Here is a 14,970-nt window from a genome sequence, read left to right on the forward strand (position 1 = left end):
GCCGCTTACCAGTTAAACATAGTGCCATCTTCTAGCCGGTTTACCGGCAGATAGGCACGTTTATAGGGATATTTCGCCGCTTTGGCTTCATCGATATCAACACCATGGCCCGGTGTATCACCTACCTTCAGATAGCCATTGTCAAAATGGTAATCGTGCGGGAATACTTCGTCGGTTTCATCGGTATGGCGCATATATTCCTGAATACCAAAATTCGGCACCCAGGTATCAAAATGCAGCGCTGCGCCCATAGTTACCGGGCTTAAGTCGGTAGCACCATGGAAGCCGGTACGCACATGGTATAGCTCGGCCAGGTGCGCAATGCGGCGTAAATGGGTTATGCCACCACCGTGTACTATGGTGGTACGGATATAATCAATCAGTTGCTCGCTGATCAGTTGCTGGCAATCATGGATAGAGGCAAACACCTCACCCACGGCGATTGGCGTAGTGGTATGGTGGCGGAATAGCCGGAAGCCTTCCTGTAACTCTGCTGGTACCGCATCTTCCAGCCAGAACAGTTTGTACGGTTCTAACGATTTACCCAGCTGTGCCGCTTCAATAGGAGTTAAACGGTGATGCGTATCGTGCAGTAAATGATGTTCATAACCATAGGTATCGCGCAGTGTTTCAAACAGCTTGGGTACGCTGTTCAGGTATTTACTGGTAGACCACAGGTTTTCTGACGGCAAATCGTTATCTGCCGGTTCGTAATACATTTTATCTTTCGATACACCATAGGTGCTGGCCAGGCCCGGTATGCCGGTTTGCGCGCGGATCGCTTTATAACCCAGCTCAATATACTTACCTACTTCAGCTACCGTTTCGGCAATATCCCGGCCATTGGCATGGCCATACACCATAACGCCATCGCGGCTGCGGCCTCCCAATAATTGGTATAACGGCATATTGGCGGCTTTGGCTTTAATATCCCACAATGCCACATCAATAGCGGCTATCGCGGTCATACCCACCGGGCCACGGCGCCAGTAAGCGCCACGGTAGAAAAACTGCCAGATATCTTCAATCTGGCTGGCATCGCGGCCAATCAGACACGGGATCAAATAATCCTGCAAATAACTGACAACTGCCAGCTCGCGGCCATTAAGCGTAGCATCACCGATACCATACAACCCCTGATCGGTGGTGATTTTCAGCGTAACAAAATTTCTGCCCGGACAGGTTACAATCACTTTGGCATCGATGATTTTCATGTTGTTCCTCAACTTAAAACTTGAATAGTGCTGACCAACCGACTAAATTGGTCTGGCCGATTTATAGACATTAGCACCTGGACAGGCCAATTTACAATATAAAATAATTGGTCAGGCCAAATTTTTTTGAAAGCCTATTTTTTAAAAGAGCACCATGACAAAAACTGTACAACTAATATCCAGCACCAGCCCGCAGCGCCCAACACCGGCTGGCTCAAGGCTTTATCTGCAAATTGCCGAAAAACTGGCCGGGCGGATCAGCACCGGCGAACTTAGCCCCGGCAGCCGCTTACCGGCAGAGCGTGATCTGGCGCAAAGTTATGACGTAAGCCGCCAGACAGTACGCGAAGCACTAATAGCGCTGGAGGTATCCGGCTTAGTAGAAATCAGGCCTGGCTCTGGTATTTATGTGCAGAAAACCGCCGAAAAACGCCACGGCCTGAAAAGCTCAATAGTGGCAGACGACGCCCCCGGCCCACTGGAAATTATGGAAGCACGCTTACTGCTGGAAGGCGATGCCGCGGCGCTGGCAGCTGAACGCATCAGCAATGAAGAGCTGCAAAGACTCAAGGCTTACCTGCAACAGATGGCACTGCTGGTAGAGGCAAAAAAAAGCACAGAGGCTGAAGCTTATGACGGTAAGTTTCATCAGTTAATTGCCAGTGCCACCCGCAATAGCGCGCTACAATCGATGATTGAATGGCTGTGGCAACTGCGTGAAAGCTCAGAGCTAAGCCGGTTATTTGCGCGAAAAATTCAGCAGCAGGTAGCCGGCCCCAATATTCTGGCACATGAAAAAATTTATCAGTGCATCAGCCGACGCGATGCAGACGGTGCCAGATCGGCGATGCAGGCGCATATCAGCGAAGTAACCCAGGCCTATTTACTACTGATTTCAGACTAAAGCGGACAAACCACACTTGCAACTGGACAGGCCAATTTGTTATAGATAGTCACTCTGAATTACAACAAATCCGGATTTCCTATGCTGTTTAACCTTAAGTTGTTTAACGTTAAGTTGTTTAGTTTTAACTTAAACCGTCACCGCTTTGCTGTCGGCAAATTTCAAAGCCTGCTACTGGGCCCGGTGCTGTTTAGTGCCGGGTTGTGTCTGACGGCAACTGCGGCACAACCAGCGCCGCAGCCGGTTGAGCTGGTATATCCCTACCTGGACACCGCTAACAGCCGCTGGTTTTACTTTAGCTCTGCCGCCCGGCCTTTTGGTATGGTTAGCCTGTTCCCCGACACCGAGCAAATGGGTGAATGGGGCAGCGGCTACCGCTATAACTCAGACACCGTGCAAGGTTTTAACCATATCCATGAATGGCAACTGGCTGGTTTATCAGTAATGCCGTTGTCCAGCAGCGCGCCGCTCGCCACACTAAAACAAGACTACGCCTCGGCATTTTCGCATCAGGGCGAAGTGGTTCAGCCCGGCTTTCACCAGTTACATCTGCAGCGTTATCAGTTAGATGTAGCCTTAACGGCTACCTCAAGGGTAGGTTTTCATCAGTACCGCTATGCCAAAGATCAGCCCCAGCAAGTGCTGTTTCAATTAGGCGGCCTGATGGGCCCCTCGCAATTGGGGCATGCCGAAGCCTGGTTGCAAGACGACAACAGCTTAGCCGGCTTTATTACCAACCAGGGTACTGAACGGCGTACTAAACCGGTAAGAGTGTATTTTCATGCTCAGTTTAATCAGCCCATTGCTAAACTTGATGCCTGGCGCGGTGATATAGCGTTTAGCAATGTCCAGGGCGTTAACGGTGACAATGCCGGTGTTGTGGTACAGCTAAAGGGCCAAGGCGAACCCACGCTGATGAAAGTGGCTATCTCTTATGTGTCGGCAGAAAACGCCAAACTAAATATGCAGACAGAACTGCCACACTGGGACTTTGCCCGTGTACAGCAAGAAGCGCGGCAGGAATGGAATACCCTGCTAAGCAACATTCAGGTTAAGGGCGGCAGCACGCAGCAGCAACGGCGTTTTTATACTGACTTATGGCATGCCCTGCAAGGCCGCCGCGCGATTTCTGACGTTAACGGCCAGTACCCGGATAACAGCGGCCAGCAAACCCGCATTGGTCAGTTACCGCTAAACGCGCAGGGCCAGCCCAGGTTTAACCAGCATAATTCCGACTCATTCTGGGGCGCACAATGGACTATTGCGACGCTGTGGCCACTGGCTTATCCGCAAATTGCCTCAGATATGGGCAACAGCCTGCTGCAATATTACCAAGACAGCGGCTTTATTCCCCGCGGCCCCTCCGGTGGGCAAGACACGCTGGTGATGACAGGCTCACCTACTACGCCGTTTCTGGTTTCTAACTATCAAAAAGGCCTGCGTGATTTTGATGTAGAACTGGCCTATCAGGCAATGAAGAAAAACCACAGCTTAGAGGGCGTGATGGCCCGCGCCGGTTACGAGCATTACAGTGCAACAGGCGGCGGCATGCGTTATTACCTTAAGCAGGGCTATATTCCCTACCCGCTGCCGGTAGCAGAAAGCAATTACGGCAGCCATCGCCGCGGCCCCGGCCAAACACTGGAATACAGCTTTCAGGATCATACCCTGGCGCAACTGGCCAAAGCCCTGGGCAAAACCGCAGACTATAAAGAGTTCAGCCGCCGCAGCCAGAACTACCATCACCAGTTTGATCAGCAAAGCGGCTATATGCGGCCACGCAATATAGATGGCAGCTGGCAGCAGCCGTTTGACCCTTTTGAATATGAAAACGGCTTTGTAGAAGCCAATGCCGCTCAGGGCACCTGGTTTGTGCCGCATGATATTGCCGGGTTGGCTAAGCTAATGGGCGGTAAAGATAAGCTGGTTAGCAAATTAAACACTGCCTTTGAAATTGCCGAACAGCAAGGCTTTACCGCTGGCACCGCCCATGCGCACGAAACCCACCCGGAGTACCGGCGCATTCCAATAAACTACGGCAACCAGCCCAGTATGCAAACGGCTTTTATTTTCAGCGCTGCCGGTGCGCCCTGGCTAACACAATATTGGTCACGCCGGGTGGTTGATACCGTTTACAGTGATTTATCGCCAGAACGCGGCTATAACGGTGATGAAGATCAGGGCTTAATGGGCAGTCTGGCGGTGTTACTGAAAATTGGCCTGTTTCAGCTAACCGGCGGCACAGAGGCCGATCCTATCTACTATATTGGCAGCCCGTTATTTGACGAAATCAGCATTACGCTGGATCAAAATTACTACCCCGGCCAGAAATTTGTTATTAAAGCCCTGCAAAACAGCACCAACCGGCCTTATATCCAAAGCATAAAGCTAAACAGTAAACCGCTAGATCGCAGCTTTTTATACCATAGTGAAATTATCGCCGGTGGCGAGCTGGAGCTGACAATGTCAGATAAGCCGAATAAAAACCTGACACGATAAGGGAAGTACATGGCCAGACTTTGCCTGCTGTTTGACAGCGACGGTACCTTAGTAGACAGCGAGTGGTTGTGCAATCAGGCACTGGCGCTGCTATTTGCCCGCTATAATGTGCAGTTAAATGTCGTAGATTTAATGCGTGACTACCGTGGCGGTGAACTACAGCGTATTTTTGACCAGTTAGCCGCCCAACATAACGTAACACTGAATAGCGACAGCGAAGCCTGGTATCGCGCTAAAGTAGCCGAATTGTTTGCGCAACAATTACAGCCGGTAGCAGGTATTCCTGAACTATTAGCCTGGGTGCAACAACAAGGCTGGCCATGCGCCGTAGTAAGCAATGGCCCGCAAAGCAAATTACAGCAGGCACTTAGCCGCTGCCAGTTGCTGCCGTTTTTTAACGGCCATATTTACAGTGCTTATGATATTGATATTTTTAAGCCCGACCCACGCCTGTATCTGCACGCGGCAGCGCAGTTAGGCTCCAGGCCAGAGCAATGTGTGGTTATTGAAGACAGCCTGCCGGGCGTAAAAGCCGGTGTTGCTGCCGGTATGACAACCATTTTCTACAACCTGCATAACGAAACCAGCCCAAGCACCGACGTAATTGAAATCAAACATATCAGTGAAATTAAAGCGATATTGGCGGGGGTTAGCAAGGGCCTGAGTTAGGCACCATAACCACATTTTTCAGAAGCAAAAACGTTCGTCGAAATTATCGAACAACCTAATCAGCTTTTATCGCTGTTTCTTTTTTCTATTCACCTGGATACTGTTAGCCTGTAATGACCAGAAACCAAACCCTAAACCACTTTTGAGCGTATTAAGCGGGTTGATTCCACCCAAGAGGACTTTTATGCGATCTCATATCATCATTAAAGCAGGCATCGCCGCATTTATCGCTATGTTGCTGATCTCTTTAACCGGATGCGCGCAAAAACCGGAGCCCGATAGCGTTGCCTGGCAACAGCAACTGAATTTGCCCTCGGTAAAATACTCGGCAAACGTTGCTGAGCACTTGTGGCTAAATATTGAAGAAATCAGTTTTGACTGGCTGGACCAAAGCCGGGATCGCGTTGTACCGGCATTATTGTTTAAACCCGCACGCCAGAAAAAAGCCAGCGCCTTAATCGTGTTTTCTCATGGCCTGGGCGGCTCGAAAGAGCGCTACGCTTACCTGGGCCAGTATTGGGCCAGCCAGGGCTATGCCAGCTTGCATGTGCAGCACGATGGCAGTGATCGCAAAGTCTGGCGCGGCAGCAGGCTAACACTACCGTTTCGCTTGATGGACGCGGCCGATACAACCGAAGCGTTAGCCAGAGTACTGGATGTGAAGTTTGCTTTAGACCAGATATTAGCGTCAGAGCATGCCGCAAATTTTGATCAGCAAAATATCGTAATGGCTGGCCACTCCTATGGTGCCAATACCTCAATGCTATTAAGCGGTGCCCAGGTTGAGCAAAACGGTGCCCTGGTCAGCCTGAAGGATGATCGCATCAAAGCGGCTATTTTAATTTCAGCCCCGCCTTTTTATAACGATCAGCCGCTGGATAAAGTGCTGGCTGAAGTGAACATTCCCACTTTGCACATCACCACCACCGAAGATGAAATTCGGGTACCGGGTTATTATTCATCGCCACAAGACAGGTTTGACTTGTATAACGCCATAGCCAGCAGTTACAAAGTGCTGGCGGTGTTTAGCTCGGGCAGCCACAATATTTTCTCTGGCTGGCGTGGTGGCAAAGATACGCAGCCACAGCAGCAGGTAATTAAAGCCGCCACCCAGGCGTTATCCAGTGCCTTTATTGCACAAATAACCACCGATGACAGCCAGGCTATAAACCTATGGGCCCAGCAACATCAAGCGGTGTTAGCTGAGTTTATCCGCTCAGACTTAGTGGCAATGGCAGATTAGACGGATGATGAGCAAATTACCTGGTAAATACTCAGCGAAGCCACTCATCGTTTAGAAGTTGCTACGCCGATAGGGAAATACGTCTTAACCCGCTGAGCAATCGCCTGCTAAGCTCAAAAAGGGTCGGAGACAATTAAAGATCTACTTGCTTAATCACAATATATTTCAGTAACTTGCAAGAAGTAAGCGATTATTAGCTCCGCCCCCTTTTTCCTCTTTCTTAAAATCGTAGTAGTGATTTTCACCTTCATCGGTATATTCACCGATCAATCGCAAGCCGTGCTTCTGAAGGAACTCGATATACATGTTTCTGCCCAATGATACAGATTTCTTACCCGTTAATAGGTCATTCCAATCACAGACCTGAAAAGGAGAACTGAATAAAAGCCGCCCTCCTTCTTTTACTGAAGCGGCCATTTTCTCAAGCACCATTCGTTGCTTCTCTTTAGACAAAAGAAAGATTAATCCCACGGAAAGAACTCCATCAAATTCTCTGTTGAAAAGAGAAGACTCTTCAGCAAGCTCACATCGAACGAATGCATTTGGGAACCTCTTTTGGTGTTCTAATATCAGAGTTTCTGAAGCATCGATTCCGTATACTTCAATTCCCTTTTCCATCAGGCCTCGGGTGTAAGATCCGCCAAATCCACAGCCAACATCTAAAACTGCTTGTCCTGGATCAAGAAAACTACTCCAACTCATAACGGTTGTAGCTCCTATGTCCAAGGATGCAATGGATATAAATTCCTTTGCGACGGATTCCCAGTCATTAGATAAATCGTCACCTTTGCCTGAAGTTGGCACTACTCTCTCCTATAGCTCACCAACGCCCAAATTTAGCGCGGAAAGCCGCGCAGCGGGTCGACATTGCAGCCAGCGCTTTTGCTAGCGATAAAATTTTTTTGATACTCATTGAGCCTTCTCCCCAGTTCAGCCAGATTGGCTAAGCTGGAAGGCGACCAAACCAAAAAGGAGAAGACCCAATGAAATTTTATACTACACAACATCCGTACTATTGTGGAATTGATTTGCATGCCCACTCTTAGCAAAAAAGTCGGAGAGAATTAAAGCCCATCCTAGATAATCCAATATATTTCAGCCACTTGAAATAAGTAAGCGATTATTAGCTCCGACCCATTTTCCAGACCCATTTTCCAATTACAGTTGCAATGGGATCAGTTTTTGATAATGAAATGTTGCATAAAATACACTTATTTCGTACTATTTTTATTCATTTTCTGCTAACAGCAGAACGGATTCATTATCAAAAAAAGGATACATTGGTTATGCAATCAGATTTTGCAACAGCAACACAGACCAGATTAGGACCTGCGCAGCGAAAAGAGCTTGAAAATAAGTGCCATAACCGCCTCAATTGGTCTGATGGTGGCAACTGGATTGGGTCAGGCCGCAAACCCAACTGTTTTTTAAAAGACGAGATAACAAATTCGCGTTCTCACACTTACCTATTCGAAACGGACAGTGCAGCCACAAACTGGAATCTTGAACATGAAAAAGCAATTCGTTACACCGGCCATTTAGCAACTGCCGGTTTGACTGTAGCTGCCACATTATTAACCAGTGGTATGGCAGCGGTAGCTATTGGTACCATAGTCGCTATTACCAAAGATGAGATACAGGCTGGTGTAGAATACCCAAGAATGGCTCGCGGATGGTCGTTTGAGATAATTTTTGAACATAGCTTTAAATGGTCGCCGCATCCTTGGGGGCAAAAAGGGCTAACACAAAAAATCACTCTGATTTCTCGTAACTTTGAAGGCGCGATTGTCAGAGAGTCATCTGCTACCCGCAAGTATCAGCTATCAGAATTGCCAGATGGCTTGGCACGTGCAATTGCAAGTGCCCCCTCAATAAAGACGACATCAACTTATGCATAAATTTATGGCACAAATAAAGAATATGGTTGCACTAACCCTATTCGCTTTAGTCTTGTCCTCTTGCAGCAATGCCAGCGAGAGTGATGATATTTTAGGCCGCTGGGTAATGGCTGAAGTGGTTTATGATGATGGCAGTGTTAATCAGCTGGAAGCCGGTAATTTTGTTGATATCAATGCCGACACGATAACAGAGGTTATTAAGGGCTATGGCAACCGACAGTATCCCTACACCAGGCAAAACAACGTGCTTACGTTAACTGCGGATGATGAGCAAATTACCTGGCAAATACTCAGCGAAGCCACTCATCGTTTAGAAGTCGCTACTCCGATTGGAAAATACAAGTTAACCCGCTGATAAATCGTCAGCTAACCATGATGACAGATGAAGCAGTCTATCTTGCTGATGGAAAACGGAATGCTTGCTAACGAGGCCAGAAGAGCAGTTTTACGTATTAACTCCGAGAAAGCTTATTATGCCAAGTGGTAAAACGACTGATGGCCGTTATAACGGCCATCAACTATTTAATTATTATTGTTGCTGAATCGGTACCGGTACTGGAGGAATTGGCAAGTTAGCGATATGTACTTTTGGTGTGTACGCTTTTGTACCCAGTCGCCAAAGTGAATCAATATTTCTCAGGTAAGTAACTACACTATGATTCGCATCGTTGATAATTCCACAAAGCTCCGTCTGATGAGGATTACTCGGAGGGAAGTGTGGAGAACGGTCAAACATGCCAACGCCAACCGGCCAATGGTCTTGAAGCGGCGAATTATCGCAAGTATCTTGTAACTGTTTCACGTAGTCTCTGATATCGGTATTTTCACTAAAATAGAACTTTGCCGCTACTATAATCGTTAACATTCCTTTTCTTTCACCTATAAACTGAATTGGTGACAGCAGTCCGGCCATGTATATGCTTTCAATTACGTCAATGACACGAGTGTCGTGGTCTTCATCCCAAATAACAGAAAAATCGTGGATTTGCGGTCTATTTATTGGTGTTCGAGTGACATCAAGCCACTCAACTGACCTGAATACAGAATAATGAGTGCCGCGGCCTAAGTGTCCGACAGGTTCTTGTTCGTCATAAATACAGGAAAATAAGGTAGAATATTGATTGATTTGCTTTGTCATTATGTGACACTCCGATTTCGTCAGATTACGTGTTTTTCGTTCCACTAAGGACTAGCTTTCGGCTAGCCCACATTTCAGTTTTAAAGTTACCACAGTTAGGATTTATAACATAGGCTATTATTTCGTCAGCTATATTCTGCTTTTCCACTCATTTTTATTGTTAAATGAGTAAAACGGGGCTTTAAGCCCCGCTATTGACGTCCATTATGTTAAGTCTTGATTTTTGCAGGCTCGCTCCAATATTTTCTATAGCTTTGCCCCTCAGATACTTGATTCCTTCGAACATATCCAACGCCGGTACCATTGGTATATACAACGCCTTTTGACCTCCACGTTATCTGAGAGGGCCAGTGTGGCGGAACTGGAAAAATTGGTTGTGAATGCACCAGTGCTTCAACGTGCTCTCCCGCTTCTTCAGGAGTAATTACAATATACCTTTTGTATTCACCTTCCGTAGAATCCAATACCGCATAGTTTATTTTGTGCCTTTCTTTAGGCCTATAAGGTAATGCAGCATCGAGAGAAGAGACTAGCTCATTTTCGGATTCAGAGTTACGAACAAAAATATTTGCTCTGCAGTTAAGGTATTGAAATTGATTAAACGCTCTAGCATCAGCGTTGTTTTTACATACTGCCCAGCCTTCGTTGTTAGGGACGCTATACACATCACCATCATAAGCCATGAATATGACGTTTTCAGAAAGAGGCAAAAAAGCTAGCAATCCAGATGCCCCCAGCCCAAAACCCATACCTCTTGCACGCTTGTCTAATTGGTGCCAACGATTTCCCATTATGGCTGGGTCATCTGAGGTGACAAATCGAACTCCTGACTTGTTCTTAATTAGGCACGCTTTGAGATCGCTGACAATATTCATCTCAGTTGCAAAGACATACATTGAATGAAGTACTGCTTCTTTAATGCTGGGGACGAATTTATCTGAAACTCCGCCGAAAGCGGCATTAATGCCCTGAAACATTTCAACTTGTCTTCGAGATGCCGATTCCGTTCGTAGGTACTGTAGCAACCAAAACAATTTCAGAAAGTGTTTATGATCTTCGGTAAACCTGTATCCCGGCGACAATACCTCTTTGACAATACTTCCGTATCTTCCCTCGATAAATTGAATCGCGTTTTCCAGTTCCTGATCTTCTCCGTAAAAATAGTCCTTTGAACACTGATGTTTAAGCGGGGCGTTTTGAATTAGCCTCCTGCGATCAATGTTAAATAAATTTATAGCTAAGCCTTCGCCACTCTTCGAAAAAGCTTTGAGATAGCATCTGGGGACAAAGTGTTGATTCTTATTCGTTGCCATTCATCCTCGTGTCTACATTCATAGCTTGTTGGCTTAATGCTTGAAAAATCCGTACTTAAACACAGATTTTAGCCTTTTCTGTTCAATGTACTGAACATTACACCGCATCTTTCCAACTTACAATGACTTACAGGTACAGCTTATCCTGGCGACAAATACAGCATATTTCGGGGAAATGTCAGCTAACCGATTAGGCGCTATCTACTGCAAAGTTAAAGCCTTTTGCCGTTTATGTATTTATTGCAGGCTACCGCCTGGCAACCATGATGACAGATGAAACAGTCTATCTTGCTTATGGACAACAGATTGGCCGTTAACGCTGCCAGAAGAGCGGTTTTAGCTGTTGAGGATGGGGAGGCTCTTATATGGTGTTAGTTTGCATAACTGTCGCTCAACTGACGTGCAGCACTTAAACACTCGGAGACTAATTCTCTGGCTGTAGTAGATTGACCTTCTTCATACCAAATGACGTTTCTAGACTCCCAGCATAAATAGCTGATCATTTCGATAAGTGAAATAAATATGTGAGGTAAACCAGATACCTCAAGTGTCCAGCCCTGTGGCATGAAATGTATAAACGAGTTTCTGAGTTCAAGTAACTTACTTACACAATAGTCCCGATCAGTGTCACAAGGTAGCGTTTTACTATGCGTATAAAAAAGCATCATTTCCTGAGACTGAACCTTTTTGTATAGATTAGGAAATGAATCCATTTTGGCTTTTGGCCAGGGCTTATTGTCTCTGTGAGCTTGATAGCATTTTTGTGCTAATTTCTCAGGCATGATCCTAAAATCATTGCCAGCCCTTAAAGCTTGAACCATTGCTCCTTGAGCCGCGTTGTGCAGAGCAATTACAGCCCATTTCCATTGTTCTATATCATCTGATACAGATATAAGGCATTTGCGAACCATTCGCATCGAAGAGATAAACTCTTGTCGCTCATCTGTCCTAAGCCAATGTTCCATATTTCCCTCCGTAAACTAACGCCCTTACTCAGCAGCCTTGGCGGCGCAAGTCGCTGCAGAGACTGCCAGGTAGAGGCACCGAAGATGCCGGAATGTGCGGGAACAGTTTGTTACACCTTTTCAACTTCGGAACTCCGCCATTCCGCGTTTGCGAAGTGAACATTAACACCTTCGAGGTTGCTACAGATTTTTGTAAAGTTATGTAGTGCACAATTGAACTCGCAATGGAAAGAGACGGACGACTGATTTTCGTTATAGTAACGAGCCATTTGCTTTGCCTTAGGAGATTCGATTTCTCCTGTAATATATAGAGATCCTACTTCACCTGATTTGAAGGCGGTTTTCTTGATGTGTTGTTTGGAGACAGAAACTCCTGCACACAAAAAATCTATCTCTGCTCTATCCAATTCCACATCGAACGGAGACATGTTTATTACCTGCAAGTATATAGAATACGAAGCAATTTCACCTAGATTGACCCTGACAGCCTCATGCCGAGCCTGCACGTCAATCAGCACCAAATCCGCCAACCGCTCCTTACTGAAAATCTTTCTCAGAATAAACCCTGGCAACCATTTCAGGTACTTCCATACTTCGATAACAGAGGATATTTCCATTCATACTCCATGCGGCAGTAAGGTCACCCCAGCCTCACTGGACACTGGGCGAGAACAACCGCTTGTTAAGTTTTATCGACTTCCCTTCGCGTCACGCTGATCTCGGATTTATTGATAATCCAGCTTTCTACCCAAGCGATAGCTTCTCGCTCTGACTTGAAGAGGTTGTTTTCTACATCGAAACTCATGGCGATCCCTTCAGGACTATCAAACTTTCCTGTTCTATGTGACACGTAAAGAATCACCACTGCTTGATACCCGTTGCATCGTTTGCTCGGCCCTACATAAATGTAGCAAGCAAGGATGAATATCTGCCGATGTATCAAAATCTACTGCGAATCTTTTGTCGCTCATTGAACCTCAAGGGTAAGAAACTTTACGCATTACTAACCGGAAAATTGGGAGCGCACGAGTAATTTTGCAGGTGCAGTAACTTGTTAACTTTGAAGACCTTGCGATCTAGACAGCCATTGTTCGTAGATACCTTCCTTCCAGCGTCCCTTGTTTTTGATTTGGACACTTCTTCCAGACCCAATTTTTTCACCTAATTCGCCAAGTGCAGAAGCATGGCGGGCTGCCCAGCCGTTTTGCCTTGCCCACATTTCAATTTCTGTTTTTACAAGCTGCTGTCCGTTTTCTTTGAGAATTTTGAATAGTTCCTTTGCTGAATCAGAATCTAATGGATGAACTAAACCAGTTGAAATATTCACCCTGAATGATAACGACTTCAATGCTTCTTCGATAACTGAATTCATTTTAATCTCCTTATTCGTGACAATAAAAGCTAACACTTATTCTGCAAGGCCCCCCGCGCGTCAACACGGGTTAACACGGACTTATAAATATAATGTTTTGTACATTACACCGCATATTCCCAACTTACAATAAGTTACAGGCACAGCCTATTTCAACAAAACATCAATCAGCTTTCAGCCCTGCCTGCTGCAACATCAACGCATAAAAAAACCGCCAGCAGGCGGTTTTTTTAATCAACGGTATTAAATCAGCCTTTACGCCAGCTGGTTACGCCGTTTTTATCTTCTACGATAATACCTTTTGCCGTTAACGCATCGCGGGCGGCGTCTGCTGCTGCCCAGTCTTTGTTTGCACGGGCGCTGTTGCGCTTAGCTATTAGCGCTTCAATTTCAGCTACATCGTCATCTGACGCGCCTGATTGTAAGAACTGCTCAGCATCACCTTGCAGCAAGCCCAGCACGCCGGCTAATAAGCTTAATATACCAGCCAGTTCGGCAGCCTTGGCCGGTTCGGTTTCTTTAAAGCGGTTTACTTCACGCGCCAGTTCAAACAACACCGGTAAGGCTTCCGGAGTGTTGAAATCATCGTCCATTGCGGCTTTAAAACGGGCGATATAATCACTTTGCATATCAACACTGGCAGATGGCGTTACATTACGTAGCGCAGTGTATAAGCGGCCTAAGGCAGCATGAGCCTGCTGCAGGTTTTCAGCGGAATAGTTCAGCTGGCTGCGGTATTGGCTGGATAATAAAAAGTAGCGTACCGCCTCGGCGTTATATTCTGCCAGTACGTCTTTTACCGTAAAGAAATTGCCTAACGATTTAGACATTTTCTCTTTATCTACCTGCACCATACCGGTGTGGATCCAGGTATTTACGTACTTGTGGCCATGAGCACAGGTAGACTGAGCAATTTCGTTTTCGTGGTGCGGGAACTGTAAGTCTGAACCGCCGCCGTGAATATCAAAATACTCGCCTAAATGCTTGGCACTCATGGCAGAACATTCAATATGCCAGCCAGGGCGGCCATTGCCCCACGGCGATTGCCAGAACGGCTCGCCCGGCTTAGCGCCTTTCCATAATACGAAATCCAGCGGATCGTCTTTATTATCGGCCACTTCTACCCGTGAACCGGATTGCAGCATCTCCAGGTTTTGCTGGCTAAGCTCGCCATAGGCTTCGTATTTGCTAACGTCAAACAACACATCGCCATCGGCTGCCACATAGGCGTAGCCTTTGGCGACCAGGGTTTCAATCAGGGCGATAATTTCGGCCATATGGGTGGTTACGCGCGGCTCGATATCGGCCGGCATTAAGCCAAGCGCCGCAAAATCGGCGTGCATGGCTTGGGTAAAGCGTTCGGTTAAGGCGTCGCAGCTTTCGTTGTTCTCGGCGGCGCGCTTAATAATTTTGTCGTCTACGTCGGTAATATTACGCACATAGGTAACGTCATATCCTAAAAAGCGCAGGTAGCGGTTTATTACGTCAAAGGCAACATAGGTACGGGCGTGGCCGACATGGCAGTAATCGTAAATGGTAATACCGCAGACATAGAGCCCTGCTTTACCGGGTTCAATTGGCGTGAAAAGTTCTTTTTTTCTGCTTAAGGTATTATAAATATGTAACATGTCTTCCCCGAAGTCCTTTGACTAAAAACGCTAAACCAGTGCTGCTACAGCACCAGCGCGCTAGTGTATCACCGGTGCTGTAACGCGGCTATCCTTGCTTTATGATTTGGCTCAGCTGCGGTAGAAT

Annotated in this window: 14 protein-coding genes; 6 read left to right on the forward strand and 8 right to left on the reverse strand. The window is 46.6% G+C overall.

The features are described from left to right. Nucleotides 1-5: 5 nt before the first annotated feature. Entirely contained in the window at nt 6-1,214 is a 1,209-nt protein-coding gene (manD, locus tag M2404_RS09855; RefSeq protein ID WP_259239558.1) for a D-mannonate dehydratase ManD, read from the reverse strand. Nucleotides 1,215-1,368: 154 nt separating this feature from the next. Here manD and M2404_RS09860 point away from each other — a divergent pair, with 154 nt between their 5' ends. From M2404_RS09860 to M2404_RS09875, 4 genes are all read left to right on the forward strand, one after another. Beyond that, on the forward strand, nt 1,369-2,118 hold the full coding sequence (locus tag M2404_RS09860) for a FadR/GntR family transcriptional regulator (protein ID WP_259239559.1): 750 nt from the start codon (nt 1,369-1,371) through the stop codon (nt 2,116-2,118). Nucleotides 2,119-2,199: 81 nt separating this feature from the next. Next, the gene (locus M2404_RS09865; RefSeq protein ID WP_259239560.1) at nt 2,200-4,617 is read left to right on the forward strand and encodes a GH92 family glycosyl hydrolase; all 2,418 of its coding nucleotides are present in this window, start codon (nt 2,200-2,202) and stop codon (nt 4,615-4,617) included. Nucleotides 4,618-4,626: 9 nt separating this feature from the next. After that, complete coding sequence (locus M2404_RS09870) at nt 4,627-5,286, forward strand: HAD-IA family hydrolase (RefSeq protein WP_259239561.1); 660 nt, start codon at nt 4,627-4,629, stop codon at nt 5,284-5,286. A 184-nt stretch (nt 5,287-5,470) separates the two neighbouring features. Then, nucleotides 5,471-6,529 (forward strand): alpha/beta hydrolase family protein, encoded by a 1,059-nt coding sequence (locus M2404_RS09875; RefSeq protein ID WP_259239562.1) that lies wholly within the window; start codon nt 5,471-5,473, stop codon nt 6,527-6,529. A 165-nt stretch (nt 6,530-6,694) separates the two neighbouring features. Here M2404_RS09875 and M2404_RS09880 read toward each other — a convergent pair whose 3' ends face one another. After that, nucleotides 6,695-7,333, reverse strand: a complete 639-nt coding sequence (locus M2404_RS09880; protein ID WP_259239563.1) for a class I SAM-dependent methyltransferase — start codon at nt 7,331-7,333, stop codon at nt 6,695-6,697. A gap of 365 nt (nt 7,334-7,698) precedes the next feature. Here M2404_RS09880 and M2404_RS09885 point away from each other — a divergent pair, with 365 nt between their 5' ends. Further along, entirely contained in the window at nt 7,699-8,427 is a 729-nt protein-coding gene (locus tag M2404_RS09885; protein ID WP_259239564.1) for a hypothetical protein, read from the forward strand. A gap of 4 nt (nt 8,428-8,431) precedes the next feature. Then, a complete protein-coding gene (locus M2404_RS09890) occupies nt 8,432-8,782 on the forward strand; it encodes an outer membrane protein assembly factor BamD (protein WP_259239565.1) in 351 nt (116 codons plus the stop codon). 174 nt (nt 8,783-8,956) lie between these two features. Here the strand turns inward: M2404_RS09890 and M2404_RS09895 are convergent, their stop codons facing one another. From M2404_RS09895 to cysS, 6 genes are all read right to left on the reverse strand, one after another. After that, nucleotides 8,957-9,565, reverse strand: a complete 609-nt coding sequence (locus M2404_RS09895) for a hypothetical protein (protein WP_259239566.1) — start codon at nt 9,563-9,565, stop codon at nt 8,957-8,959. 209 nt (nt 9,566-9,774) lie between these two features. Then, complete coding sequence (locus M2404_RS09900; protein ID WP_259239567.1) at nt 9,775-10,878, reverse strand: DUF4238 domain-containing protein; 1,104 nt, start codon at nt 10,876-10,878, stop codon at nt 9,775-9,777. Nucleotides 10,879-11,249: 371 nt separating this feature from the next. Continuing rightward, nucleotides 11,250-11,843 carry a hypothetical protein gene (locus M2404_RS09905; RefSeq protein ID WP_259239568.1) on the reverse strand — a complete coding sequence of 198 codons (594 nt, stop codon included), beginning with the start codon at nt 11,841-11,843 and terminating at the stop codon, nt 11,250-11,252. 110 nt (nt 11,844-11,953) lie between these two features. Then, nucleotides 11,954-12,460, reverse strand: coding sequence for a hypothetical protein (locus M2404_RS09910; protein WP_259239569.1), 507 nt, complete (start codon nt 12,458-12,460; stop codon nt 11,954-11,956). 437 nt (nt 12,461-12,897) lie between these two features. Continuing rightward, nucleotides 12,898-13,215 carry a DUF1889 family protein gene (locus M2404_RS09915; protein ID WP_259239570.1) on the reverse strand — a complete coding sequence of 106 codons (318 nt, stop codon included), beginning with the start codon at nt 13,213-13,215 and terminating at the stop codon, nt 12,898-12,900. Nucleotides 13,216-13,463: 248 nt separating this feature from the next. Then, nucleotides 13,464-14,843 (reverse strand): cysteine--tRNA ligase, encoded by a 1,380-nt coding sequence (cysS, locus tag M2404_RS09920; RefSeq protein WP_259239571.1) that lies wholly within the window; start codon nt 14,841-14,843, stop codon nt 13,464-13,466. Between the last annotated feature and the right edge of the window lie 127 nt (nt 14,844-14,970).

This window comes from Rheinheimera pacifica, assembly GCF_024809855.1.
GTDB classification, from domain to species: domain Bacteria; phylum Pseudomonadota; class Gammaproteobacteria; order Enterobacterales; family Alteromonadaceae; genus Alishewanella; species Alishewanella pacifica_A.

Coding starts and splice junctions, on each gene's coding strand:
- M2404_RS09910 (WP_259239569.1), bottom strand. CDS start 12,460: ATGGAAATATCCTCTGTTATCGAAGTATGGAAGTACCTGAAATGGTTG.
- manD (WP_259239558.1), bottom strand. CDS start 1,214: ATGAAAATCATCGATGCCAAAGTGATTGTAACCTGTCCGGGCAGAAAT.
- M2404_RS09875 (WP_259239562.1), top strand. CDS start 5,471: ATGCGATCTCATATCATCATTAAAGCAGGCATCGCCGCATTTATCGCT.
- M2404_RS09900 (WP_259239567.1), bottom strand. CDS start 10,878: ATGGCAACGAATAAGAATCAACACTTTGTCCCCAGATGCTATCTCAAA.
- M2404_RS09870 (WP_259239561.1), top strand. CDS start 4,627: ATGGCCAGACTTTGCCTGCTGTTTGACAGCGACGGTACCTTAGTAGAC.
- cysS (WP_259239571.1), bottom strand. CDS start 14,843: ATGTTACATATTTATAATACCTTAAGCAGAAAAAAAGAACTTTTCACG.
- M2404_RS09915 (WP_259239570.1), bottom strand. CDS start 13,215: ATGAATTCAGTTATCGAAGAAGCATTGAAGTCGTTATCATTCAGGGTG.
- M2404_RS09885 (WP_259239564.1), top strand. CDS start 7,699: ATGGGATCAGTTTTTGATAATGAAATGTTGCATAAAATACACTTATTT.
- M2404_RS09865 (WP_259239560.1), top strand. CDS start 2,200: ATGCTGTTTAACCTTAAGTTGTTTAACGTTAAGTTGTTTAGTTTTAAC.
- M2404_RS09895 (WP_259239566.1), bottom strand. CDS start 9,565: ATGACAAAGCAAATCAATCAATATTCTACCTTATTTTCCTGTATTTAT.
- M2404_RS09860 (WP_259239559.1), top strand. CDS start 1,369: ATGACAAAAACTGTACAACTAATATCCAGCACCAGCCCGCAGCGCCCA.
- M2404_RS09890 (WP_259239565.1), top strand. CDS start 8,432: ATGGCACAAATAAAGAATATGGTTGCACTAACCCTATTCGCTTTAGTC.
- M2404_RS09905 (WP_259239568.1), bottom strand. CDS start 11,843: ATGGAACATTGGCTTAGGACAGATGAGCGACAAGAGTTTATCTCTTCG.